Annotated in this window: 21 protein-coding genes; 13 read left to right on the top strand and 8 right to left on the bottom strand. The window is 65.9% G+C overall.

Annotation, left to right across the window (positions count from 1 at the left end):
- Positions 1–2: 2 nt before the first annotated feature.
- From FHY19_RS18775 to FHY19_RS18755, 5 genes are all read right to left on the bottom strand, one after another.
- Complete coding sequence (locus tag FHY19_RS18775; RefSeq protein WP_259148744.1) at positions 3–1,622, bottom strand: glucoamylase family protein; 1,620 nt, start codon at positions 1,620–1,622, stop codon at positions 3–5.
- Positions 1,623–1,722: 100 nt separating this feature from the next.
- Complete coding sequence (locus FHY19_RS18770; RefSeq protein WP_259167771.1) at positions 1,723–4,710, bottom strand: TonB-dependent receptor; 2,988 nt, start codon at positions 4,708–4,710, stop codon at positions 1,723–1,725.
- A 103-nt stretch (positions 4,711–4,813) separates the two neighbouring features.
- Complete coding sequence (locus tag FHY19_RS18765) at positions 4,814–5,836, bottom strand: LacI family DNA-binding transcriptional regulator (RefSeq protein ID WP_259167769.1); 1,023 nt, start codon at positions 5,834–5,836, stop codon at positions 4,814–4,816.
- Between the two features lie 387 nt (positions 5,837–6,223).
- The gene (locus tag FHY19_RS18760) at positions 6,224–6,493 is read right to left on the bottom strand and encodes a BolA family protein (RefSeq protein ID WP_259167767.1); all 270 of its coding nucleotides are present in this window, start codon (positions 6,491–6,493) and stop codon (positions 6,224–6,226) included.
- Complete coding sequence (locus FHY19_RS18755) at positions 6,490–6,789, bottom strand: YciI family protein (protein ID WP_046962706.1); 300 nt, start codon at positions 6,787–6,789, stop codon at positions 6,490–6,492. Before FHY19_RS18755 ends, FHY19_RS18760 begins: the two co-directional genes overlap by 4 nt.
- A gap of 367 nt (positions 6,790–7,156) precedes the next feature.
- Between FHY19_RS18755 and FHY19_RS18750 the strand changes: the two genes are divergently transcribed.
- From FHY19_RS18750 to FHY19_RS18740, 3 genes are read left to right on the top strand one after another with little or no spacing between them, the layout of a single operon-like run.
- Entirely contained in the window at positions 7,157–8,062 is a 906-nt protein-coding gene (locus FHY19_RS18750) for a ScpA family protein (protein WP_046962690.1), read from the top strand.
- The gene (gene scpB, locus FHY19_RS18745) at positions 8,001–9,248 is read left to right on the top strand and encodes an SMC-Scp complex subunit ScpB (RefSeq protein ID WP_259167766.1); all 1,248 of its coding nucleotides are present in this window, start codon (positions 8,001–8,003) and stop codon (positions 9,246–9,248) included. The genes FHY19_RS18750 and scpB overlap by 62 nt, the downstream gene beginning before the upstream one ends.
- The gene (locus FHY19_RS18740) at positions 9,241–10,878 is read left to right on the top strand and encodes a pseudouridine synthase (protein WP_259167757.1); all 1,638 of its coding nucleotides are present in this window, start codon (positions 9,241–9,243) and stop codon (positions 10,876–10,878) included. The genes scpB and FHY19_RS18740 overlap by 8 nt, the downstream gene beginning before the upstream one ends.
- A gap of 348 nt (positions 10,879–11,226) precedes the next feature.
- Here FHY19_RS18740 and FHY19_RS18735 read toward each other — a convergent pair whose 3' ends face one another.
- Entirely contained in the window at positions 11,227–11,664 is a 438-nt protein-coding gene (locus FHY19_RS18735) for a hypothetical protein (protein WP_046962693.1), read from the bottom strand.
- A gap of 162 nt (positions 11,665–11,826) precedes the next feature.
- On the opposite strand from FHY19_RS18735, the gene FHY19_RS18730 reads away from it, so the two are divergent.
- Entirely contained in the window at positions 11,827–12,597 is a 771-nt protein-coding gene (locus FHY19_RS18730) for a glutaminyl-peptide cyclotransferase (protein ID WP_259148736.1), read from the top strand.
- 93 nt (positions 12,598–12,690) lie between these two features.
- Here FHY19_RS18730 and FHY19_RS18725 read toward each other — a convergent pair whose 3' ends face one another.
- The gene (locus FHY19_RS18725; RefSeq protein WP_259148735.1) at positions 12,691–13,491 is read right to left on the bottom strand and encodes an amidohydrolase; all 801 of its coding nucleotides are present in this window, start codon (positions 13,489–13,491) and stop codon (positions 12,691–12,693) included.
- A 141-nt stretch (positions 13,492–13,632) separates the two neighbouring features.
- Positions 13,633–14,781, bottom strand: coding sequence for a pyridoxal phosphate-dependent aminotransferase (locus tag FHY19_RS18720; RefSeq protein ID WP_259167755.1), 1,149 nt, complete (start codon positions 14,779–14,781; stop codon positions 13,633–13,635).
- A gap of 196 nt (positions 14,782–14,977) precedes the next feature.
- On the opposite strand from FHY19_RS18720, the gene ccmA reads away from it, so the two are divergent.
- From ccmA to FHY19_RS18675, 9 genes are all read left to right on the top strand, one after another.
- Complete coding sequence (gene ccmA / locus FHY19_RS18715) at positions 14,978–15,622, top strand: heme ABC exporter ATP-binding protein CcmA (protein ID WP_259167753.1); 645 nt, start codon at positions 14,978–14,980, stop codon at positions 15,620–15,622.
- Positions 15,619–16,314 (top strand): heme exporter protein CcmB, encoded by a 696-nt coding sequence (gene ccmB / locus FHY19_RS18710; protein ID WP_039420296.1) that lies wholly within the window; start codon positions 15,619–15,621, stop codon positions 16,312–16,314. The genes ccmA and ccmB overlap by 4 nt, the downstream gene beginning before the upstream one ends.
- A gap of 112 nt (positions 16,315–16,426) precedes the next feature.
- Positions 16,427–17,176 carry a heme ABC transporter permease CcmC gene (gene ccmC / locus FHY19_RS18705; RefSeq protein ID WP_259167751.1) on the top strand — a complete coding sequence of 250 codons (750 nt, stop codon included), beginning with the start codon at positions 16,427–16,429 and terminating at the stop codon, positions 17,174–17,176.
- Positions 17,173–17,343, top strand: coding sequence for a heme exporter protein CcmD (locus FHY19_RS18700; protein ID WP_259148723.1), 171 nt, complete (start codon positions 17,173–17,175; stop codon positions 17,341–17,343). The genes ccmC and FHY19_RS18700 overlap by 4 nt, the downstream gene beginning before the upstream one ends.
- Positions 17,340–17,798: a cytochrome c maturation protein CcmE gene (gene ccmE, locus FHY19_RS18695; protein ID WP_259167747.1), complete on the top strand. Its 459-nt coding sequence runs from the start codon at positions 17,340–17,342 to the stop codon at positions 17,796–17,798. The genes FHY19_RS18700 and ccmE overlap by 4 nt, the downstream gene beginning before the upstream one ends.
- Before the next feature lie 324 nt (positions 17,799–18,122).
- On the top strand, positions 18,123–20,060 hold the full coding sequence (locus FHY19_RS18690) for a heme lyase CcmF/NrfE family subunit (protein ID WP_259167745.1): 1,938 nt from the start codon (positions 18,123–18,125) through the stop codon (positions 20,058–20,060).
- On the top strand, positions 20,053–20,655 hold the full coding sequence (locus tag FHY19_RS18685; RefSeq protein ID WP_259167743.1) for a DsbE family thiol:disulfide interchange protein: 603 nt from the start codon (positions 20,053–20,055) through the stop codon (positions 20,653–20,655). The genes FHY19_RS18690 and FHY19_RS18685 overlap by 8 nt, the downstream gene beginning before the upstream one ends.
- Positions 20,652–21,086: a cytochrome c-type biogenesis protein gene (locus FHY19_RS18680; RefSeq protein ID WP_259167742.1), complete on the top strand. Its 435-nt coding sequence runs from the start codon at positions 20,652–20,654 to the stop codon at positions 21,084–21,086. Before FHY19_RS18685 ends, FHY19_RS18680 begins: the two co-directional genes overlap by 4 nt.
- Positions 21,086–22,099, top strand: a complete 1,014-nt coding sequence (locus FHY19_RS18675) for a tetratricopeptide repeat protein (RefSeq protein ID WP_259167741.1) — start codon at positions 21,086–21,088, stop codon at positions 22,097–22,099. The genes FHY19_RS18680 and FHY19_RS18675 overlap by 1 nt, the downstream gene beginning before the upstream one ends.
- The last annotated feature ends 567 nt before the right edge of the window (positions 22,100–22,666 follow it).

Here is a 22,666-nt window from a genome sequence, read left to right as displayed (position 1 = left end):
GATTACTCGGGTTTTTGGCGTTGCGAGGGGTCTTGCTGGGCCTGGGCGGCGGCGGCACGCGATTCGGCCATGCCCAGCGAGCGTGCGGCGGCCTTCTGCTCGTCCTTTTGCGGCAACGGCTGCGGCTCGCCCTCGGGGGTGAGCCAGCCGCCGGTGAAGCCGGCGCGTTCCAGACCGGCGCGGATGTAGGGGTTCTTCTTCATCACCGTCCAGACGAATTCGTTCTGGTAGTTGGCGATCATCGCCAGGATCGGGCCCTGGTCGATGGCGATGTAGTCGCTGGCCACCCAGCCGCGGTCCGGCACCATGCGCCCGGTCTTGAGCGGGATGTCGTAGTTGAAGCTGGGGTTGAACGAATCCAGGAAGCCGTAGCTGGAATACAGGAAGTCGCCGTAGCGCTTATGCATCTCTTCGGTGGCGGGGATCACTACTTCCGGGGCGAATACGATCGATGAGATCGCCGCCGATGGCACGATGGTGCCGTCGTCGAAGTTCTCGCGCAGGCCGGCGCCGCGCGAGGAGTAGTGGCGGAACTGGCGCTGCTCGCCACGATATTCCTGGCTGGTGTTCTGCGGGCCGTCGCCAGCGGTCAGGCCCCAGACGTTCTCGCCGTAGTCCTTCCACTTCATCGGGTTGTCGATGGCGTAGTCGCGCTGGGCCAGGGTGGCGCGGCGGCTGTTGAGGAAATAGTCGATGCCGCGTTCGCGCATGTACTGGTCCTGGATATCGCGGAAGTCGATCCAGACATGGCTGTACTGGTGGCCAAACAGCGGGCCGAAGGACAGGTACTCCTGCCCCTGGTAGACGCCCCAGTCGTTGTTGTAGGTCCGCGTCCAGCTGGTCCACGCCTCCGGATCCACGCCATGGGTAGGCGAGCCCAGCGCGAGGATGTACAGCATCATCGCTTCGTTGTATCCCATCCAGTCGTGGTCGATGAAGCCGCTCTCGGGGAACCAGCCCATCGAGATCAGTGGTGCGCGTTGCTGCAGCCAGCGCCAGTCCACGCGCTTGTACAGCGTGTCGGCGATCTGGCGGATTTCTTTTTCGCGCGGGTCGTCGCCGTCGTAATACGACTGGGTGAACAACACGCCCATCATCAGCAGCGCGGTGTCCACGCTCGACAGCTCGACCCAGCTGTCGTAGCGGTTGCCCTGCTGCATATCCAGAAAGTGATAGTAGAAGCCCTTGTAGCCGGCCCTACCGGTCCGCTGCGGCCCCATGGGCGCATCGCGGAAGAATTTCAGTGTGGTCAGGGTGCGATCGATCGCCTGATTGCGGCTGACCCAGCCGTTTTCGATGCCGATCGGATACGCGGTCAGCGCAAACCCCACCGAGGCAATGCTGGCGAACGGACGCGATGGAAAACGATCCGGCGCCAGTCCGTTGAGTTCGTTGGTGGTGTCCCAGAAGAACTGGAAGGTGCGTCGCTCGATGTCCGAAAACAAGGGCGGCAATGGCGGTTTGACCGGCTTGGGGGGGATTTGCGCTTCGATCAGGATCACTTTTACGGGTGCCTTTTTTTCAGCGACCTTGGGCTCCTCGGCCTGCTTGCAGGACGCCAGCAACAGCGCTCCCAGCATGAATGGAACGATCAACCACCGCGATGTGTTGCCCCTGTTCATCCGCCCCCCACTTGTGTAATCGATTACATCCCGCACGCCAACCTACCCTATCCAAGCGCCGAGTTCGACCGCCCTGGCCTGCGCCAGGGCGGTCGGGTCCTCACCAGTTCAGGCCAAAGGCCAGCCGGAAGGTCCGCATCGGCGATGCCAGCACGCCGGTTGGCGTGCCGTAAGCCGTGTTCAAGTCACCGAGTGTCCCGGTCTCGCCGTTAAAGTCGGCGTAGTTCACCCAATTGAACACGTTGAGGATATCCGCACGGACGTTGAATTTGACACCGCCGCCGGTATCCCATTCTTTATTGGCCGCAATGCTGAACTCCTTGTAGCCCAGCGTGCCGTCCGGCTTGAACTGGACGATGTAGCACTGGTCGTTGCCGGCCACGCAGTTCTGCCCGTAGCGCGCGGTCTGGCTGGCCAGCGACAGCTTGCCGGACAGCTTGACCTCGTACGGCAGCTCGTAGATGCCGGTGACCACCAGACGGTTCTTGGCGATGCCACCGGCCTCGCGCCAGCCGTAGTCTTGGACGCGCTCGCGATCCAGCGCGTAGTGCTCGCCGAACTGGCGGTTCTCCTTGGCATCGGAATAGGTGTAGGCCACGGTCAGGCCCCAACCGGATTCCTCATCGAAGGGCTTTTCGACCTGCAGGGCGAGCTGGTTGTTGCGGGTCTCCACGCCATTGGTGCCCAGCACGATCGCGCTATAGCCGTCCGGGCCGTCGTTCGGCGAACCGGAGGTGGTACCCGGCAGGAAGAACGAGCCGTCCGGCAGACGGTTGCCGCGCACGAACGCGAAACCGTCGTGGCTCTCGATGCGGCTCAGGGTCACGTCGGTGAACCAGTCCTGGCCCCATAGCGGCACCATGTTGCGCATGCCGATGCTGAATTGGTCGGAGTACGGGGTCTTGATGTTGTTGTCGATCAGATAGATTTCCCGCCCGCCGCCGCCAGCGCTGGTCGCCGCCAGTGCATCGAGCCCTTCCTGGGTGTTGTAGGCCGGATTCCATGCGGTGCACGGGTCGCCCAGGCAGGCCTGGCCGTTCTGGGCGTTGGGGTTGGTGAAGTAGTAGCTATAGGACTTGAACGAATTGTTGAGCTGTTCGAGCGCCAGGTAATCGAAGATGTTGCGGTCGTAGGCACGGCCGGCACCGCCGTAGATCACGTGGGCCTGGTCGCCAAACAGGTCGTACGAGGCACCAAGACGCGGCTGCCAGGCATTCTTGAACGCCTTGCGGTTGTTGCCGGTGCTGATGAAGTTGTTGATGTCGTAGTTGGCATTCTGCAGGTTCGGCCAGTTCTGCAACGCACCGGCTACATCGGACGGCGTGACGAAGTCCAGGAACGCAGGGGTTTCTTCGTAGTCGTAGCGCACGCCCAGGTTCAGGGTCCAGTGCTCGTTGACCTCCCAGTCGTCCTGCAGATAGATGCCGTACTGCTTGTTCTTGGACACCACCGAACCACCACCTTCGACCAGCGGCGCACCGAAGCGCACCCGGTACGGCGTTTCGAGATCGCCGAGGATGTTGTAGTAGTACTGCGGGTTGGCCGGATTGAACTGGGTCGAATCCAGATCGATGCTCTTGAACTTCACGCCCATCTTGACAGTGTGCGCGCCGTGCCATTCCAGGCTGTTCAAGGTCAGGTCGTCCTGGAAGGTCCAGCCCTTCTGCCCCTTGCGCTGGAAGCTGCTGCCGGCGCCCGCGGACAGCACTTCGTCCTCGATGCCGCGCACTGGCGCATAACTCAGCACATAACCGGTGCCGTTGTTGATCGGCGCCTGGTTCCAGAACGCGCTCTCGTAGCTGAGGTTGGCTTCGTTGAGGAAGTTGGCACCGCTGTACTGCCAACGCAGGTTGGCGCGCTTTTCTTCCTGGCCGTTGATGCTGCCGTGCTCGAGGGTCGAGGTGCCGCCGACATCGTTGAGCTCGTCTTCCTTGCGGTACTTGCCACTCAGCTCGAACAGGTTGTTCTCGCCGATGGTCCAGTCGATCTTGCCGAAGTACAGGTCTTCCTTGAACGGGGTGCTGTAGGTGGCAACCAGCGGCTGCAGCTGCGCAGGCAACTGGTCGACGCGGTCGGAATAGATCGAACCGGGGATCACCACGTTGGGGGTGGTGTATTCCTTGGCCTCATAGGCGATGAAGAAATGCGCCTTGTCCTTGAGGATCGGGCCGCTGAAGGTGGCGCCGTACTGGGTCTCCTCGAAGTCGTCGCGCACGCCGGCCTTCTTCTCCAGCGGGCTCTCTTCGCGCCAGCCGTCGTTGCTGGTGTCCCAGAAGAAGCTGCCGTGAAAATCGTTGGTGCCGGACTTGGACGAGGCCACGATGGCCGCGCCGCTGACCTGGTCGAACTCGGCCTTGTAGTTGGAGGTGATGACCTTGTATTCGCCGATCGCCGACTGCGGGAACGGGTTGCCGCGGCTGGAGTCCTGGCCGCTGACGCCGCCGGTGAGCACGTAGTTCTTCTGGCTCACGCCGTCGATATAGACGTTGGTGCCTTCGGCCGAGGTGGCGCCCGAACGGACCTTGGTGGTGCCGTTGGCATCGCGGGTGAACTGCACGTTCGGCACGGTGTCGGCCAGTTCCAGGAAGTTGCGCGTGGCACGCGGCAGGTTCTGGATCTGCACGTTGGAGATGTACGTGGCGTTCTCGGAGGTGCGCGTTTCCACCAGCACCGGCGGCGCCTTGACCTGCACCGCGTCCAGCGTGGTGGCGTTACCAGCTTCGGCCGTGGCCGGCTCGCCGCCGACGCCCAGGTTCAAGGTCGCCGTCTGGCCGACCTGCACGGTCACATTCTGCGAGCTGGTCTGACCATTGGCGGTGACGTCGATGCGGTACGAGCCCGGCGGCAGACCGCCGACCGAATAACCGCCGTTGCTGACCTGTACGGTGCGGGTCAGGCCGGTCGCCAAGTTGGTGGCCGTCACCTGCGCCTGGGCGGCGGGAGCGGAGTCGACGCTGACCTGGCCGCGGATGGTCGCGGCAGTGCTCTGCGCAAATGCAGGCGCGGCGCCCAGCAGCAGGCAGCTGGCCAGGGCACAGCTGAGCAGCTTGCGCGCCGGGCGGGCGGAATGGGGGTGGTGGTGGCGCATTGGTCCCTCCAGGGATCGGTACAGATTGTTGTTGTGGTGTTGCAAACCAGCAGGAACGACCGCTGCGGGGGAGCAGCGGGAGCGGACAGAACGTCCGCGAAAGTCAGGGGCCGGACTCGCCGGCGCCGCAGGAAGTCCGTATCACCAGCTCGGGCGTCAGCAGTTGGCGGCTACCGTCGTCATGGCCGGGCAGTTCCACCAGCCGCATCAATCGGGTCATCGCCTGTTCGCCCAGACGCGCGATGCTGACCCGCATCGTGGTCAGCGCCGGGTGGACGAAGCGCGCCAGCGGAATGTCGTCGAAGCCCGCCAATGCCACATCGCCAGGTACCGACACCTCGGCCTGCGCAAACGCGTACAGGCAGCCGAGCGCGGTCATGTCGTTGGCGGCAAACACCGCATCGGGCAATGCGCCGCCGGCCAGCATCGCCAGCCCGGCGCGATGCCCGGAGGCTTCGTCGAAGTCGCCGGCATACTCGATTCCCTGCGCCTGGTCGCCGAATCCGGCAATCGCGTCGCGGAAACCGCGCAGGCGTTCGCGCGCATCGAAATTGAGCGAAGGCCCGCCGATGAAGGCGATGCGCCGGTGGCCCGCACCCAACAGGTGCTCGGTCATGGCCATGGCGCCGGCATGGTCATCGATGCTCAGCACCGGATAACCGGCGCCGGGCAGATGGGCATTGATCAGCACGGTGGGCAGCGACTGCGGCAGGTTGTCGGTGAGAAATCCCGGCTGCTCGGCATACGGAGAGAGCACCAGCAGGCCGTCGACGCGCCCGCGCATCGACCGCAGCGCCCTGCCCTGGGCTTCCGGGTCGCCGTGATAGCTGGACACCAGCAGGTGCTGGCCGGCAGCGCGCGCCGCGCCGTCGATGCCGCGGATCAACTCGGAAAAGAATTCGCCGTACAGGTCAGGCAGCACCACGCCCAGGGTCTGCGACCGCCGGCTGCTCAGGCTACGGGCTGCCGCATGCGGGCTGTAGCGCAGCCGTTCGGCCACGTCCATGACCTGCTGACGCACGGGCCCGGCAACGTTGTCGTGCCCATTGAGCGCACGCGACACGGTGGCGACAGAGACCTGCGCTTCCCGAGCGACATCTTTGATGGTGACCGCACCCTTGGCCATTCGTGTCGCCCTCCGCGACCGACTTCCCAAAACTGGCGCGGACTGTAAGCGTTTTCATAAGCAGGCGTAAACCCCTATCTTCACAACCGTGAAAACGCTTACAGATCAAGCATCTGCAAGTGATGAATGCGTGAATGAATGTGCTGCGACGCAACAAACCCGCACCCACGTCTCCACAAACGAAGGTGAACGGCGATCACGGTTGCGGATGGCTGGGCCTGCTCATGGATCGGGAGCGGAGGATGGCTTGCCAATCGGTCGGTCGCTCCGGCGCTGCCCAACTTTGCAATGTCCTCTTGCGCAGGAGCGCACCGGGGCGCGACGGCTTTACCGGTAAGGCCCGTCGCGCCCACGTGCGCTCCTACGACAGCGGTCTGTCGGATTGGCCTACACAGCCTCGCCCGGCGCGATCGCCTCGATCGACAAGGCGTGAATGTCGGTCTGCATCATCTCTCCCACCGCGGCGTAGACCGCGCGGTGACGCGCCAGCGGCGGCTTGCCGGCGAAGACGGCGCTGACCACGCGCACATTGAAATGGCCGCGGCCGTCGCGGGCGCCGGCGTGGCCGGCATGCCGATGGCTGTCGTCCACCACCTCCAGCTCGGTCGGCGCCAATGCCGCTTGCAACGCTTGGCGAATCCGCTCGACCCGGCTCATGGCAAGACCCGGCGGAACGGCCGGACGTCCGTGCGCACGTAAACGCCGGCGGCCACATAGGGGTCGGCATCGGCCCAGGCGCGTGCGTCCTGCAAGGCGTCGAACTCGGCAATCACCACACTGCCGCTGAAACCGGCCGGACCCGGATCTTCGGCATCAATGGCCGGGCACGGGCCTGCCACCAGCAACCGCCCTGCCGCAGCCAGCGCCTGCAGGCGCGCCAGATGCGCCGGTCGCGCCTGCTGCCGCGCGGCCAGTGCATCGGCCCCGTCATACCCTTCGATTACGTACCACACATGCCACCTCATCCAGGACTTGAAGATCACCGCCGAGATTCTAGCCGCGTCAGCGCTAGACACCGCCCCCGCGCACGCATTACCCTTGGCGCTACTGCACACGCAACCGGACGCAGCGGCCCGTCGGCCCAGGCCCCATGCCTCATTCGACGACCGAATCGCTGCCCACCGCCGGCTCGCGTAGACGACCTCCTCGCTATTCCGTCGCCGCCTGCCACGCGGCGCCTGATGATATGCGGACCGGCGGATGTGAATTTGTGGGATCGTGCCGAAGCAGGCACGACATTGATCGCAATAACTCAAGGCAAAGCCCTGCAGGCGCGGCTTAAGACCGCGGCCGGCGACCGTAAGACCCGATGTCGACCTGATGAATTCCGAACTCGCGCACGTCGCGACTCCGCCAGCCGCAAGCGCTCATCCACAGCAGCAGGAAATGCCGCTGGCGGTGGTGCATGGGCAACCGGTACTGCAGATCCCCCAGGATCTGTATATCCCGCCGGATGCGCTGGAAGTGATTCTGGACGCGTTCGAAGGTCCGCTCGACTTGTTGCTTTACCTGATCCGCCGCCAGAACCTGGACATCCTGGATATCCCCGTGGCCGAGATCACCCGGCAATACGTGGACTACATCAATGTGATGCAGGAGCTGCGCTTCGAACTCGCGGCCGAATATCTGGTGATGGCCGCGATCCTGGCCGAGATCAAATCGCGCATGCTGTTGCCGCGCCCACCCAGCCAGGACGGCGAAGAAGAAGACCCGCGCGCAGAGCTGGTGCGCCGCCTGCAGGAATACGAGCGTTTCAAGCAGGCCGCCGAAGACCTGGACACCCTGCCCCGCATGGGCCGCGACAGCGCCCCGGTGCAGGCGCATCTGCCCGAGCGCGCCGCGGTCAAGCTGCCGCCACCGGTGGAACTGAAAGAAATGCTGATGGCGCTGTACGACGTGCTCAAGCGCGCCGAGCTGTTCACCGGCCATGCGATCAAGCGCGAGGCGCTGAGCGTGCGCCAGCGCATGGGTGATGTGCTGAGCCGCCTGGACGACGGCAAGTTCTACCGTTTCGAATCGCTGTTTACTGCCGAAGAAGGCAAGCTCGGCGTGCTGGTCACCTTCCTGGCGCTACTCGAATTGGCCAAGGAGCAGTTGCTCGACATCGTGCAGGAAGCGCCGCTGGCGCCGATCTACGTGAAGTCGCTGGCGTTGGGCAATACCAATGCGCCGCTGCAATTCTCCAGCGAATTCGATGACAGCGACGCTGCCAACGAACCTATCTGAAGCCGATCACCGAATGGATCAAGCGCTGATCACCCGTATTATCGAAGCCGCCCTGCTGGCCAGCAGCCAGCCGTTGACGCTGGCGCAGCTGCAGGGGCTGTTTCCCGAAGAAGAGCCGGCGCCGCCCGGCAGCGTCGAGCGCGCGCTGGAACTGCTGCGCGAGGGTTGCACGGAGCGCGGCGTGGAGCTGGTTGAGGTGGCCTCGGGCTTCCGTTTCCAGGTCAAGGCCGATGTGCACGGCTGGGTCGCACGCCTGTGGACCGAACGCCGCACCAAGTACACCCGCGCCACGCTGGAGACCCTGGCGCTGATCGCCTACCGCCAGCCGATCACCCGCGGCGAGATCGAACAGGTGCGCGGCGTGGCGGTCAGCAGCAACATCATCCAGGCACTGGAAGAACGCGAGTGGATCCGCGTGGTGGGCCACCGCGACGTGCCAGGCAAGCCGGCGCTGTTCGGCACCACCAAGGGCTTCCTGGATTACTTCGGGCTCAAGCGATTGGACGAGCTGCCGCCATTGTCTGAGTTGAAGGACATTGCCGAGCTGGAACCGCAGCTGCCGCTGGACCGCGACGGGCAACTGGATGGCGCGGTGCCGGCATCGGCGGCGATGGATGCGGAACTTGCCGAAGCGGGTCCGGATGCGGATGCGGAGCTGGCGGATGCGGAGGGGGCTGGTGCAGCGACCGACGCGGCAGCCGGCGTGCGGTCGGAGGCGGATGTTGGCGCGGATGCCGACCCGAGCGACGATGCGCCGGAACACCGCGATGCGGACGTTTTGCCAGCAGCGGACAGCACGCCCGACGCAACCAGCGACACCGATGATGCAACGCACGTCGATGCCGAAATGGATGTCGATGTCGACGGTCAGGCTGCCGGCACCGCAACTGCAGTCGACGAAGAAAACGAACACCACGCCGACGCGGCCGATGACGATGCCAGCACGGATGCGTCGCGTAAGCAGACACCGCAGCACCCCGAGCCTGTCTCGGCGCAGGACCCGAACACGTTGAACCCAGACGACGCCCGTGAGGGCGACCCCGACACCGCGCCGGGAACGCGCGCGGATGCAGTGAACGAAGACGAAGACAACGCCGTCGCGACGACGACCGTGGCTGTTGACGAAGCCGATTCCGACCCAGAGGCCGACCCAGAGCGCGTCGGCCGGAGCCAGACACATGAGTGACACCCCTCGCAAGCTGTCGTTGAACAAGCTTTCCCTCAAGCGCGACAGCGCGCCCGAAGCGCCCAAGCTGGAAGAGCGCCTGCACAAGGTGCTGGCCCAGGCCGGCCTGGGCTCGCGCCGCGCGCTCGAACAGCGTATTGCCGATGGCCTGATCAAGGTCAATGGCGCCGTCGCGCAGACCGGCATGTCGGTGCGCAGCGGCGACAAGATCGAACTGGATGGCCGCAGTTTCGTGGCCAGCGCGCTGACCGAACCTTCGCGCGTGCTGATCTACAACAAGCCCGAAGGCGAAGTGACCACCCGCGAAGATCCAGAAGGCCGCCCGACCGTGTTCGAGTCGCTGCCGGCACTGAAGGGTTCGCGCTGGATCGCCATCGGCCGCCTGGACATCAACACCACCGGTCTGTTGCTGCTGACCACCGACGGTGAGCTGGCCAACGCGATGATGCACCCCTCCTACGAGGTCGAGCGCGAATACGTGGTGCGCGTGCGCGCCCCGGAAGGCGAGGAAAAGGTCTCCGACGCCATCATCGAGCGCCTGTCGCGCGGTGTGCTGCTGGAAGACGGCGGCGCCAAGTTCGACGAGATCGAGCGCATCGGCGGCACCGATTCGCACGACTGGTTCCGTGTGGTGGTCAAGGAAGGCCGCAACCGCGAAGTGCGCCGGCTGTGGGAATCGCAGGGCTGCCAGGTCAGTCGCCTCAAGCGCAGCCGCTACGGCAAGATCTCGTTGCCGCGCGAACTGCTGCGCGGGCAGTCGGTGGAAGTGGCGCAGGACAAGGTCGATGCCTTGCGCGCCGAACTCAAGCTCGAAGAAGGCGCGCCGTCGGCATTGACGCTGCAGCCGGTGATCGGCCAGCGTCGCGCTGCCAAGTCGACCGTGCACGTCTCGCGCGATGGGCGCAGCAACGCCTACGTCAACGGCCAGACTTCCGGCGCCGATGAAGGCCGCGAGCTGCGTCGCTTCGACAACCTGCGCGAGGATCGTGGCGGCCGCGGTCGCGGCAAGCCCGGCGGCTTCAAGGGCGGCCTCACCGTCAGCGGCGAAGCGGCCGCCAAGCAGTCGCAGCAGCGCCCGTTCAAGCAGCGCGGCCCGGCCAAGGGGGACCGCTCGTTGCCGGACGGCAACCCGGCCGCGTTCCGTAGCTGGTACGTGCCCGATGGCGTGAGCACCGGCCCCAGCGGTCACCGCAATGCCGGCCCCAGCGGCCCCGGCACCGGCCAGGCGCGTCCTTATGCCAAGAAGGGTCCGGGTGGCGCGCGTCCAGGTGCCGGCGGCCCAGACAATGCACGTCCCGGCGCAGGTGGCCCCGGGCGCGGCGGTGCCGGTGGCGGACAGGGCCAGTCGCAGGGCCAGGGTCAGCGCAAGCATCCGTACGGGCATCCGGGCAATGCACCGAGCTTTCCGTCCGATCATGCCAATCCGGGCTTCAGCCCGTACGGCGCGGCGCGTCCAGCAGGTCGCCCGACCGGTGCACGCGCCGGCGGCCCGGGTGGTAACCGTGGTCCGGGCGGCAATCGCGGTCCCGGTGGCCCGGGTGGCGCACCGCGTGGCGCAGGCGGCCCGGGTGGGCGCCCGCCGGGCGGCGGCAACCGTCGTCCGCCAGGCGGCGGCAATCGCGGCCGCTAAGATGCGGCACGCGCAATAAGAAAACGGCCCTGCAAAGGGCCGTTTTTGTTTGTGCACTCAATGGCGCTGCGCGTCATGTTCAATTGCAGCGGCAGTGAAGCGACGATGACCTCGCATCCATGCGACGGGGGTCCGACTCGTCAGGCCCATCGCAGCGACGCAGGCAGCAGTCGAACGCCACGCGCCACTGGCACGATGCGCAAGCGCGTGAACTGGCGCAAGGCACACCGCAAACCATCGATCATCAGACGCGCACGGATGGGGCGAAGACCCGCACAGCAGCTCAGACGCTGCGCAGGTAGCTGTCGCGCCCATCTGACATCAAGCGCAGCAGGCTACCGGCTGCGCTTACTTGCGGCGTTCGATGACGAAGTTACCGACGTTGATGCCCAGATCGACGCCCTCGCCCGTACCCGCCAGGGCCAGCGAGATATCACCCTTGGTGACCACCTGCGCGGTACTGGACTTGACCACGCCGGCATGCGCCTCGGCAGCGGCGTAGGTGCCGAACAGATCATTCAGGCTGTAAGCGCCGGAGAACGAACCGCGGCCGCCGGTGATCTTGGATTTGCCAACGGTCAGGCCGCCACCCTTGCTGGAGATCTTGACCGGAATGACCGCGCCGTTATCGCAGGTGATGGTGCCGGTGCCGCTGGCGGTCTTGTAGAACACCGACCACCCGGACAGGTTGAACTTCAGCTGGCAATCGATGTTGCCGGCGGCCTGCGCCTGCGGCGCCAGCGTTGCCGCGCCGAGCAGGGCGAAAAGAGACAGTGACTTGATCATGTGTGCGTAGCCGATGGTGGACGTGGCGCGAGACTAGCAGCGCCGACGTAGCAGCCGCGACAAGGTCACGACAGCTCTCCAACCCGCGTTCAGCGAATGATTATTCCGGCGCGCGTATGGCAGCGCGCTGCAGAAGCAGCGCCGGCATGGGATCATTCGTGCATGTCACACATCGCCCACAGACTCTTCTTCGCCGCCCTGCTGCTGCCTTCGCTCGCGCATTGCAGCGACACGATTCCGACCCGGGGCTACACCGTCGTCAACAGTTATCCGCACGACACCGCCGCCTTTACCGAGGGCCTGTTCTATCTCGATGGATACCTGTATGAGAGCACCGGCGAACTGGGCCAGTCCAGCGTGCGCAAGGTCGAGCTGGAGACCGGCCGCGTGCTGCAGCAAGCCAATACCCCCGCGCCCTACTACGGCGAAGGCATCGTGGCCTGGGGCGACCGGCTGATCCAGTTGACCTGGCGCAACCAGCAAGGCTTCGTCTACGACCTGGCCACGCTGACACCGCGTTCGCACTTCGCCTATGCCGGCGAAGGCTGGGCGTTGACCAGCGACGAGCGCAGCCTGTACATGAGCGATGGCACTTCCCGCATCCGCCGGCTGGACCCGCAAACGCTGCAGCAGACCGGCACCATCAAGGTCACCGCCCGCGGCAAGCCGTTGGACAATCTCAACGAACTGGAATGGGTCAAGGGCGAGCTGTGGGCCAATGTCTGGCTCACGACCCGCATCGCGCGGATCGACCCGGCCAACGGCAAGGTGATCGGCTGGATCGATTTGAAGGCGCTGGTGCCCGATGCCGACACGCTTACCGATTCCAGCAACGATGTACTCAACGGCATCGCCTACGACGCCAAGCACGATCGACTGTTCGTCACCGGCAAGCGTTGGCCGAAGATCTACGAGATCAAGCTGGGTGAGTAGCCGGGATTGGGGATTTGGGATTGGGGATTGGCAACGGCGGGTGAGCGGAAAGTTATGCCTTGCCTGCTTGCACCAATCCCTAATCCCCAATCTCTAATCCCTGATCTCAAAGGCATCGGCATCCAGCATTGCCGGGAAGCGTGCGCGATGCTCGGCCAGGGCCGCAGCGCTGAGGGTGGTGGTGACCACTTGCGGCTGCTCGCGGATTTCCACCTGCGGCTGGCCGAGAAAATCGATCACCGCGCTATCGCCGGCGTAGTGCAGCTGATTGCCATCCACGCCGACGCGGTTGACCGCCGCCACGAAGCACAGGTTTTCGATCGCGCGCGCGCGCAGCAGCGTTTTCCAGGCATATGCGCGTGCAGACGGCCAGTTGGCGACGAACAATTGCAGGTCGAAATCCAGCTGACCCGGCCGCTCGACATCGAAGCGGTTGCGGCAGAACACCGGGAACCGCAGGTCGTAGCAGACCTGCGGATTGATCCGCCAGCCCTTCCATTCCACGCACAGGCGATCGCGCCCGGCCGCATAACGCAGATGCTCGTTGCCGAAGCGGAACAGATGGCGCTTGTCGTAATACTGCAGCGCTCCGTCCGGCGTGGCCCACAGCAGCCGGTTGAATACGCCTTCGGGCGTGCGCAATTGCACGCTACCGGTGACGGCAGCACCCAGCCGCGCCGCCTGCGCACGCACCCAGGCCACGGTCGGCCCGTCCATGTCCTCGGCCTTGTCGATGGCGTCGTTGGAGAACCCGCTGGTGAAGGTCTCCGGCAGGATCACCAGATCGGTCTGCCCGGCCAACGGCTGCAGCAATGCGCCGTAGTAATCGCGATTGCCAGCCGGATCGTGCCAGCGGGTGTCGCCTTGGATCAAGGAGATGCGAAGGTCGTGCATTGAAGGCTCGGGAATGGGGAATCGGGAATCGGACAGCGGTTTGGTGAGCACGTTATGTCATCGGGCCAAGTGCAGATTCGGATCGAAAAGCGACCAACCGCTCTTACGATTCCCGAATCCCCATTCCCGAATCCCAGCTGTTCAGAGCTTCTGCAACCGCGCGATCGCCGCATCCAAGGTTGCATCGTTCTTGGCGAAGCACAGCCGTGCCAGTCGTTGCCCTTGCGGCGCGGTCTCGTAGAACGGCGACAGCGGAATCGCGGCCACGCCCTTCTCCACCGTCAGCCACTTCACGAATTCGGTGTCGGGCAGATCGCTGATCGCCGAGTAATCCACCAGCTGGAAATACCCGCCGAGCACAGGCAACGGCTTCAGGCGCGTGGTCAACAACTGCTCGCGGAAACGGTCGCGCTTGGCCTGATAGAACGCGCCAAGTTGCTCGTCGTGCTCGGGCTGGTCGCGGATCATCGCAGCGAACGCATGCTGGGCCGGGCCGAAGCTGGTAAAGGTGTTGTACTGGTGCACCTTGCGGAATTCGGCGCTCAGTGCCGGCGGCGCGATGGCGTAGCCGATCTTCCAGCCGGTGCAGTGATAGGTCTTGCCGAAGCTGGAAATCACGAACGCGCGCTCGCGCAATTCCGGCCAGCGCAGCACCGATTCGTGGCGGTGGCCGTCGAACACGATGTGTTCGTAGACCTCGTCGGAGAGCAGGAAGATATCGGTGCCACGCAGCAGTTCGGTCAGCGTCTGCAGGTCGGCGGCCGAGAGCATCGCGCCGGACGGGTTATGCGGCGAGTTGATCATCAGCAGGCGCGTCTTGGGCGTGATCGCCGCGCGCAGCGCGTCCCAGTCCACGGCGAAAGTCTGCGGGTGCAGCGCCACATGGACCGCGCGCGCGCCGGCCAGATCGATTGCCGGCTCGTAGCAGTCGTAGGCCGGGTCCAGCACGATGACCTCTTCGCCCGCGCGCACCACCGCGTGAATGGCATTGAAGATCGCCTCGGTGGCACCGCTGGTGACGGTGATCTCACTGTCGGCATCGACCTGCGCGCCGTAGCAGCGCTGCGCCTTGCCGGCGATGGCCTGGCGCAGGGCCGCCACGCCGGTCATCGGCGGGTACTGGTTGTGGCCGGCGCGCATGGCCGCCTCCAGTTCATCGACCAGGCGCTGCGGCACCGCGAAATCGGGGAAGCCCTGGCCCAGGTTGACCGCGCCGTGCTCGGCCGCCAGTTGCGACATGACGGTGAAGATGGTGGTGCCCACCTTGGGCAGCTTGGTCGTGAGGGGCATCGCGCCTGTCCGGTCAGCAATCGGGGACCGCGAGTGTACGCAAAGCGGCCGCGCGGGTGCGCCAGGCCCGGCGCAAAACAGCGTTCCCGGACACATCGCGCCGCTGAAGCGCGCCCGTGCCGCGGCCATCGTCGCTACAATGCGCGCCCTGCCCGCCCTTCCTTATGCCGTCCTGCGACGGGAGCCCGCTGCGCCGATGATCGAACCGCTGCACACTGCGCCTCCGCTGCTGGCGGCGCGCGCGCTGGCTTTCAGCCGCAACGAAGAGCCGGTCTTCGGCCCGCTGGATTTCCATGTCGATGCCGGCGAAGCCCTGCTCGTGCAGGGCGACAACGGCGCCGGCAAGACCACCTTGCTGCGGGTGCTGGCCGGCCTGCTGCATATGGAACAGGGCCAGATCCAGATCGACGGCAAGACCGCCCGGCGTGGCGACCGCAGCCGCTTCATGGCCTACCTGGGGCATCTGCCCGGCCTGAAGGCCGATCTGAGCACCCTGGAGAACCTGCATTTCCTGTGTGGACTGCATGGACGGCGTGCCAAGCAGATGCCCGGCAGCGCGCTGGCGATCGTCGGGTTGGCCGGCTACGAAGATGCCCTGGTGCGGCAGTTGTCGGCCGGGCAGCGCAAGCGCCTGGCGCTGGCGCGACTGTGGCTGTCGCCTGCACCGTTGTGGCTGCTGGACGAGCCCTATGCCAACCTCGACCTGGATGGCATCACCCTGGTCAACCGGATGATCTCCGCGCATCTGCGCGGTGGTGGCGCGGCGCTGGTCACCACCCATGGCGCCTATGCGGCCCCGCCGGTGCGCACCCGCATGCTCACCCTGGAGGCTGCGGCATGAGCACGCCGTCACCACAACCCTCGTTGCTGCAGGCCGCGCGCGCGCTGCTGCGCCGCGATCTGCAATTGCTGTGGCGCCGTCGCAGCGACGCCCTGCAGCCGGCATTGTTCGCGTTGTTGATCGTGGTGTTGTTTGCGCTTGGCCTGGGCGGCCGCCCCGACTTGCTGGCGCAGGCGGCACCGGCGGTGCTGTGGCTGTCGGTGCTGCTGGCCGGCCTGTTGTCGCTGGACGCGCTGTTCCGCAGCGACGTGGAAGACGGCTCGATGGAGCAATGGTTGCTGGCACCGGTGCCGCTGGCGTGGTTGATCGCCGTGCGGGTGCTGCTGCATTGGGCGACCAGCGCGCTGCCGTTGATCGCAGTGACACCGTTGCTGGGCGAATTGCTGCACCTGCCACATGACCAACTACCGGTGCTGCTGGCATCGTTGGCGCTGGGCACACCTTTATTGAGTCTGCTCGGCGCCGTGGTTGCGGCACTGACGGTGACGATGAAACGCTCTGGTATTCTCGTGGCGTTGCTGGCGTTGCCGCTGTATGTGCCGGTGCTGGTGTTCGGCGCCGGCAGCGTTGCAGCCAGCGGGCAAGGACAGGATGCGGTGGGTGCGTTGTTGTTGTTGGGCGCCGGGTTGGTGATCGGTATCGTGCTGGCACCGTTGGCGGCAGCGGCGGCGATCCGGATTTCGCTCAGCTGATCGATGTTGCAGATGCGCCGTTGATGGGACACCGTAGGTCGTACGGCGGTGTCGTACCGAGAGCTGTCTCCATGCAAGAAGCCATCGCCATGCCAAGAGCCATCGCCATCGCATGAACGTCGTCGTCCGCTGGTTCCATCAAGTCGCCTCACCTCCGATCTTCGACCGATTTACCGCGCGCTGGGCGCCTTGGTGCTACGCGCTGGCCGCAGTGTTGCTGGGCGCAGGCATGTGGCAGGCGCTGTTTGCAGTGCCTGCCGATTACCAGCAAGGCGATAGCTTCCGCATTCTGTATATCCATGTGCCGAGCGCGTGGATGAGCTTGTTCGTGTTCGGGTTGATGGCGGTGTATGCGGCGATCGCGCTGATCTGGCGCATCAAGGTGTGCGAGATCCTGGCGATGGCCTGCGCACCGATCGGCGCGGCGTTCACCGTGATCACACTGCTGACCGGCAGCATCTGGGGCAAGCCGATGTGGGGCGCCTGGTGGGACTGGGACCCGCGGCTGACCACCGAGCTGATCCTGCTGTTCCTGTACCTGGGCGTGATCGGTCTGTACCAGGCCATCGACGACCGTCGCCAGGCGGCACGTGCGGCGGCGTTGCTGGCGATCGTCGGCGTGGCGCTGCTGCCGGTGATCCGCTACTCGGTGGTGTGGTGGAACTCGTTGCATCAGGGCCAGAGCATTCGTCTGCTCGGCCCATCCACCATCGATGCCAGCATGCTGCTGCCGCTGTGGTTGATGGTGATCGGCACCAAGTTCTGGTTCGCCGGGTCGCTGCTCACCCGCGCGCGCGCCGACAACCTGCGCCGCGAGGCCGGCAAGGCCTGGATCGTGCGCGATGCCGAGGGCGCGGCATGAGCTATCTGCCTTACGTGATCGCCGCTTACGCGGTGTTCGTGCTGGTGCTGCTGTGGGACCTGATCGCCGGCCGCTGGCAGGTGCGTCGCGCCCTGAAGATCGCGCAGGCGCGCCGCCTGCGCGAGCGCAAGCGCAGCGTGCCCAGCGATGCGGAGCTGAGCCGATGAACCCGCAACGTCGCCGCCGGCTATGGCTGGTGCTGGCGTTGGTGCTGGCCGCCGGGCTGGCGACCGCGCTGGTGGCGATGGCCCTGCAGCGCAATGTGGCGTATCTGTACACGCCGTCGGAGGTGATGCGCGGCGACGCCGGCGACCACGCCCGCTTCCGGCTTGGCGGCATGGTCGAGAAAGGCTCGTTCAAACGCGCTTCCGGCTCGCTGGAAGCGCAGTTCCGCGTCACCGATGGCGATGCGCAGCTGGCGGTGCGCTATGACCGCATCCTGCCTGACCTGTTCCGCGAAGGTCAGGCTGTGGTCGCCACCGGCCGCATGCAGCAAGGCGTGTTCGTGGCCGAAGACGTGCTGGCCAAGCACGATGAGACCTATATGCCGAAGGAAGTGGCCGACAAGATGGGCAGCGCGCACCGCAAGCATCAGGTGGCCCCGGGCAAGGTGATGCAGTGACGGTCCGAAGCGATGGCGGCCGACATGAGGACCGGCAAACCCAGGCAATGGAGCCTCATCGCAGCGGCGCGGATCGTACCGTGGCGGCGGCTTGCCGGCCGTTGATCCCCTCGCTCCGGCTCCGCCAGGCAGCACGTCGCTGCGCGGGCGCGCTGACCAAAGAACGTGACACGACGACAGGACCGGCGGGTTCCAACAGTGGGCGCGGCGCGGCGACGGGAAACCCGTGTTCCGCCAACGCCCTTGTGTCCGGCCCTCTCCGGCGCTTGATGGCCGGTCCCCGGCAACGCGCTGCGATGCCCTGCTGCCAACATCGAGTTCTGCATGCTGCCTGAGCTCGGTACCTTTCTGCTGGTGCTGGCCTTGCTGGTCGCGTTGATGCAGGCCGCATTGCCGCTGGCCGGCGCGCAGCGCGGGCACAGCAGCTGGATGGCGGTGGCGCGCCCGGCGGCGTTGGTGCAGCTTGGCCTGATCGCTGCGGCCTTCGCGCTGCTGACGCATGCGTTTTTGGTGCAGGATTTTTCAGTGCGCTATGTCGCCGAGAATTCCAACAGCCTGTTGCCGGTGATCTACCGCTACTCGGCGGTCTGGGGTGCGCACGAAGGATCGCTGCTGCTGTGGACGCTGGTGCTGGCGCTGTGGACCGGCGCGGTGGCGCTGTGGTCGCGGCAGTTGCCGGCGCAGGTGGTCGCGCGCGTGCTGGGGGTGATGGCACTGATCAGCATCGGCTTCCTGGCGTTTTTGCTGTTCACCTCCAATCCGTTCGCGCGGCTGCTGCCGGTGCCGCTGGAAGGCGCCGACCTCAATCCGCTATTGCAGGACCCGGGGCTGATCATCCATCCGCCGATGCTGTATTGCGGCTACGTCGGCTTTGCGGTGCCGTTCGCCTTCGCCATCGCCGCGTTGCTGGAAGGACGCATGGACGCGCGCTGGCTGCGCTGGACGCGGCCGTGGACGAATGTGGCATGGTCGATGCTCACCGTGGGCATCGCGCTGGGCAGCTGGTGGGCGTACTACGAACTGGGCTGGGGCGGCTGGTGGTTCTGGGACCCGGTGGAAAACGCCAGCTTCATGCCGTGGCTGGTCGGCACCGCGTTGCTGCATTCGCAGGCGGTCACCGAAAAACGCGGCAGCTTTGCCAGCTGGACCTTGCTGCTGGCCATTGCCGCATTTGCGTTGTCGTTGCTGGGAACCTTTCTGGTGCGCTCGGGCGTGCTGACCAGCGTGCATTCGTTTGCCGCCGACCCGTCGCGCGGGCTGTTCATCCTGGTGTTCCTGCTGGTGGTGGTGGGCGGCGCATTGCTGCTGTACGCCATCCGCGCGCCGGGCATGTCCGCCAGCAACGACCCGCGACGCGCCTTTGCCGGCAGCTCGCGCGAAACCTTGCTGCTGTTGAACAATCTCCTGCTGACCTGCGCCTGCGCGATGGTGCTGCTGGGCACGCTGTATCCCTTGCTGGCCGATGCGCTTGGCCTGGGCAAGCTGTCGGTTGGGCCGCCCTACTTCGGGACCTTGTTCGTGGTGTTGATGGCACCGCTGGTGGCATTGCTGCCGTTCGGCCCGCTCACGCGCTGGCAGCGTGAGCAGGCCTCGCGTCCGCTGGCGCTGCTGGCACCGTGGGCAGGCCTGGCGCTTGCCGCAGGCGCGCTGGCCTGGTTCATGGCGCCGCAAGGCCAGCTGAAAACCGCGATCGGCGTGGCCGGTGCGGTGTGGGTACTGCTTGGCACGGCACGCTTCCTGTGGACCCGTCGCGCGGCCAAGGGGCGCAAGTTCACTGCAGAAATGCTGGGCATGGTGCTGGCGCATATGGGCGTTGCGGTGTTTCTGGCCGGCGCCTTGCTGGTGGAGTCGCTGAGCCTGCAACGCGAGGTCGCATTGGCGCCGGGCCAGCAGGTGCAGATCGGCCGCTACGCGCTGCACTTCGATACCGTGGAAGAACTGCGCGGGCCCAATTACGTCTCAGATCGCGCCAACCTGCAGGTGTTCAAGGACGATGCGCCGGTCGGCCTGCTGCATGCGGAAAAACGCCGCTATGCCAGCGGCGGACAGACCCTGACCGAGGCGGCGATCCGCCCCGGCCCGTTCGGCGACCTGTATGTCGCCCTTGGCGAACCGCTGGGCAACCAGGCCTGGGCGGTGCGCGTCCACCTCAAACCGTTCGTGCGCTGGATCTGGCTGGGGGCGCTGCTGATGGCGCTCGGTGGCCTGGTCACTGCGGCCGACCGGCGTTTTCGTCGTTCTCCGGAGATCCAAGATGGTTGAGTCACGTTCGCCCCGCCTGCCCACTGCGGTCCTCGTGGGCGCCATCGTGCTGCTGCTCGCACTTGCAGCGCTGCTGGTCTACGCGGTGGTGCGCTCCGGTCAGGACGATCGCGATGCCCTGCCCTCGGCGCTGATCGGCAAGCCGGCGCCGGAGTTCGCGCTGCCGCTGCTGCACGACCCCAGCATCGTGGTGCATGCGCGCGAGCTGCGCGGCGCCCCGTACATCATCAACGTGTGGGGCAGCTGGTGCCCGGCCTGCCGCGAAGAACACCCGGTGCTGAGCCGCTTTGCGCTGACCAAGCGCGTGCGCGTGATCGGCTACAACTGGAAGGACGAGCAAGCCGATGCGCTGCGCTGGCTGGAACAACTGGGCAATCCGTATCTGTTGGTGGTGGCCGACAAAGACGGGCGTACCGCGATCGATTTCGGCATCGCTGCCGCACCGGAAACCTTCCTGATCGACGGGCGCGGCGTGGTGCGCTGGAAGTACAGCGGCATGCTCACCCAATCCATCATCGACACCCAGCTGATTCCAATGCTGAGCAAGATCGAGCGCTCGCCCACTGCCGCCCCGGACCTGCACGCCAGCCCATGAAGCGCACCTGGCTGCTGACGCTGCTGCTGTTGCCCTGGCTGGCCCTGGCCCAACCGGTCGGCGACCCGGCGCCGCTGCAGTATCGCTCGACGGCCGAAGAAGCGCGCTTCCACGCGCTGACTGCCGAGCTGCGTTGCGTGCAGTGCCAGAACCAGTCGCTGGCCGATTCCAACGCGCAGATTGCGCAGGACCTGCGCCGCGAGGTCCTGGCCTTGATGCACGAAGGCCGCAGCGATGCGCAGATCCGGCAGTTCCTGGTCGCCCGCTATGGCGAGTTCGTGCTGTATCGCCCGCAGGTGGAATCACGCACCTGGCTGCTGTGGTTCGGCCCGCTGCTGGTGTTGTTGCTGGGGGCCGGCGCGGTTGTCTTGTTGGTGCGCCGACGCAGCGCTGCCGCGCCCGCGTTGCCCGCCGATGAGCAGGAGTGGTGATGGTCGGCTTCGTCCTGGCGGTTGCCGTGATCGCGCTGCTCGCCTTCGGTGTGGCGCTGCGCCCGCTGTGGCGCCAGACGCGCGGCCTGGCGGCCAGTGTGGCGCTGCTGTTGCTTGCCGCAAGCGCGTCGCTGTACTGGCTGGTCGGCACGCCGTCGGCGATCGAGCAGGTGGCCGACCGCCCGGCCACGCCACGCACCCTGGACGAGGCCATCGTGCAACTGCGCAGCGCCCTGGCGCGTAACCCCGACCAGGCCGAAGGCTGGGTGCTGTTGGGGCGCTCGCTGTCCAGCCAGCAGAAATTCGCCGAGGCCAGCGACGCGTTTGCGCGTGCGGTGGCGCTGCGCCCGGACGAGCCGGACGTGCTGGTAGCGGCCGCGCAGTCGCGCATGCTCGCCGACGACAGCGGGCGACCGGACCCGCAGGCCATGCGCCTGCTCGAACACGCACTGGCGGTGCAGCCGGACCATCAACGCGCACGCTGGTTTCTCGGCGTGGTGCAGCGCCAGGCCGGCCAGCCGGCCAAGGCCAGCCAAACCTGGGAGCCGCTGCTGAGCGTGGTCGACGCCGCCACTCGCCCCGGCCTGCTCGAACAGATCAACGCTGCGCGACAGGAAGCCAAACTGGAACCGATCAAGGCACCGGCTGCGCCTGCCACCGATGCGGCCAGCGGCAAACGCATCCAGGTGCGGGTGACGCTGGATGCCGCATTCGCCAAGCGCGCCGGATTGCCCGGCGATACCAGCGTCTTCGTCATCGCACGCGCAGCAGACACCCCGATGCCGGTGGCAGTGGAAAAACACGCGCTGAGCGAACTCCCGTTGACCATCACCCTGGACGATGGCGACAGCCCGATGCCGACGCGCGCGCTGTCGTCGCTGGAAAAGGTGCAGGTGCTTGCACGGCTATCGCGCAGTGGCAACGCGATGCGTCAGGCAGATGATGTCGAGAGCGTGCCGGTGATGGTTGAACTGTCGGCAGGCGTGCCAGTGGACCTGGTCATCGGCCGCTGATTGCTCGCCAGCCTGCGTTGCAAGGCCTGGGGGCAACGGACGAAGAGCGCCAACCAAACGCAGCGAGCAAGCGCAAGGCAGGTGTGGACGGCGCGGAGGAATTGAAGTGTTGCGCGTACGACATGCCGCACCGGGCAACCGCCGGGCCATCGGTGGGTCAGCCGCTATCGGCGTCGTCAGGACGATCCAGGCTCCCCTTGGTCGAATGTGTCCTGCAATGGTCCGCGAAAGGGCCCTGCAGCGGACGCGAAGACCTCAAGGGCGCGGTGCCCTCGCCGCTCGCGGGACACGCCGTGAACCCGTCCATGGGGGCTCGATGGCGGCATCCATGCCGCCAACGGTCCCGCAAGCGGCGAGGACACCGCACCAGACAGTTGGCTGGTGGTTTTGTTGAAGAACGAAACCACCGCATCGTGCGGTTTGCTGTGCTGAAACTTTGCGCACCGATCAACTCGACTGGTCCTTGTCCGCTCACCGTCGCGGGACCCTTGGCGGCATGGATGCCGCCACGGAGCTTACAGGGACGTACTTGCAGCGTGTCCCGCGATGGTGGGCGGGCAAGGGCCC

The organism is Xanthomonas sp. 4461 (assembly GCF_024806475.1).
GTDB lineage: Bacteria > Pseudomonadota > Gammaproteobacteria > Xanthomonadales > Xanthomonadaceae > Xanthomonas > Xanthomonas arboricola_F.
This window is presented reverse-complemented; position numbering and strand designations above follow the sequence as displayed.

What these genes read in the sequence shown, in the direction of transcription:
- FHY19_RS18775 (WP_259148744.1), bottom strand. Translation starts at nt 1,622, where the DNA reads ATGAACAGGGGCAACACATCGCGGTGGTTGATCGTTCCATTCATGCTG.
- FHY19_RS18770 (WP_259167771.1), bottom strand. Translation starts at nt 4,710, where the DNA reads ATGCGCCACCACCACCCCCATTCCGCCCGCCCGGCGCGCAAGCTGCTC.
- FHY19_RS18765 (WP_259167769.1), bottom strand. Translation starts at nt 5,836, where the DNA reads ATGGCCAAGGGTGCGGTCACCATCAAAGATGTCGCTCGGGAAGCGCAG.
- FHY19_RS18760 (WP_259167767.1), bottom strand. Translation starts at nt 6,493, where the DNA reads ATGAGCCGGGTCGAGCGGATTCGCCAAGCGTTGCAAGCGGCATTGGCG.
- FHY19_RS18750 (WP_046962690.1), top strand. Translation starts at nt 7,157, where the DNA reads ATGAATTCCGAACTCGCGCACGTCGCGACTCCGCCAGCCGCAAGCGCT.
- scpB (WP_259167766.1), top strand. Translation starts at nt 8,001, where the DNA reads ATGCGCCGCTGCAATTCTCCAGCGAATTCGATGACAGCGACGCTGCCA.
- FHY19_RS18740 (WP_259167757.1), top strand. Translation starts at nt 9,241, where the DNA reads ATGAGTGACACCCCTCGCAAGCTGTCGTTGAACAAGCTTTCCCTCAAG.
- FHY19_RS18735 (WP_046962693.1), bottom strand. Translation starts at nt 11,664, where the DNA reads ATGATCAAGTCACTGTCTCTTTTCGCCCTGCTCGGCGCGGCAACGCTG.
- FHY19_RS18730 (WP_259148736.1), top strand. Translation starts at nt 11,827, where the DNA reads ATGTCACACATCGCCCACAGACTCTTCTTCGCCGCCCTGCTGCTGCCT.
- FHY19_RS18725 (WP_259148735.1), bottom strand. Translation starts at nt 13,491, where the DNA reads ATGCACGACCTTCGCATCTCCTTGATCCAAGGCGACACCCGCTGGCAC.
- FHY19_RS18720 (WP_259167755.1), bottom strand. Translation starts at nt 14,781, where the DNA reads ATGCCCCTCACGACCAAGCTGCCCAAGGTGGGCACCACCATCTTCACC.
- ccmA (WP_259167753.1), top strand. Translation starts at nt 14,978, where the DNA reads ATGATCGAACCGCTGCACACTGCGCCTCCGCTGCTGGCGGCGCGCGCG.
- ccmB (WP_039420296.1), top strand. Translation starts at nt 15,619, where the DNA reads ATGAGCACGCCGTCACCACAACCCTCGTTGCTGCAGGCCGCGCGCGCG.
- ccmC (WP_259167751.1), top strand. Translation starts at nt 16,427, where the DNA reads ATGAACGTCGTCGTCCGCTGGTTCCATCAAGTCGCCTCACCTCCGATC.
- FHY19_RS18700 (WP_259148723.1), top strand. Translation starts at nt 17,173, where the DNA reads ATGAGCTATCTGCCTTACGTGATCGCCGCTTACGCGGTGTTCGTGCTG.
- ccmE (WP_259167747.1), top strand. Translation starts at nt 17,340, where the DNA reads ATGAACCCGCAACGTCGCCGCCGGCTATGGCTGGTGCTGGCGTTGGTG.
- FHY19_RS18690 (WP_259167745.1), top strand. Translation starts at nt 18,123, where the DNA reads ATGCTGCCTGAGCTCGGTACCTTTCTGCTGGTGCTGGCCTTGCTGGTC.
- FHY19_RS18685 (WP_259167743.1), top strand. Translation starts at nt 20,053, where the DNA reads ATGGTTGAGTCACGTTCGCCCCGCCTGCCCACTGCGGTCCTCGTGGGC.
- FHY19_RS18680 (WP_259167742.1), top strand. Translation starts at nt 20,652, where the DNA reads ATGAAGCGCACCTGGCTGCTGACGCTGCTGCTGTTGCCCTGGCTGGCC.
- FHY19_RS18675 (WP_259167741.1), top strand. Translation starts at nt 21,086, where the DNA reads ATGGTCGGCTTCGTCCTGGCGGTTGCCGTGATCGCGCTGCTCGCCTTC.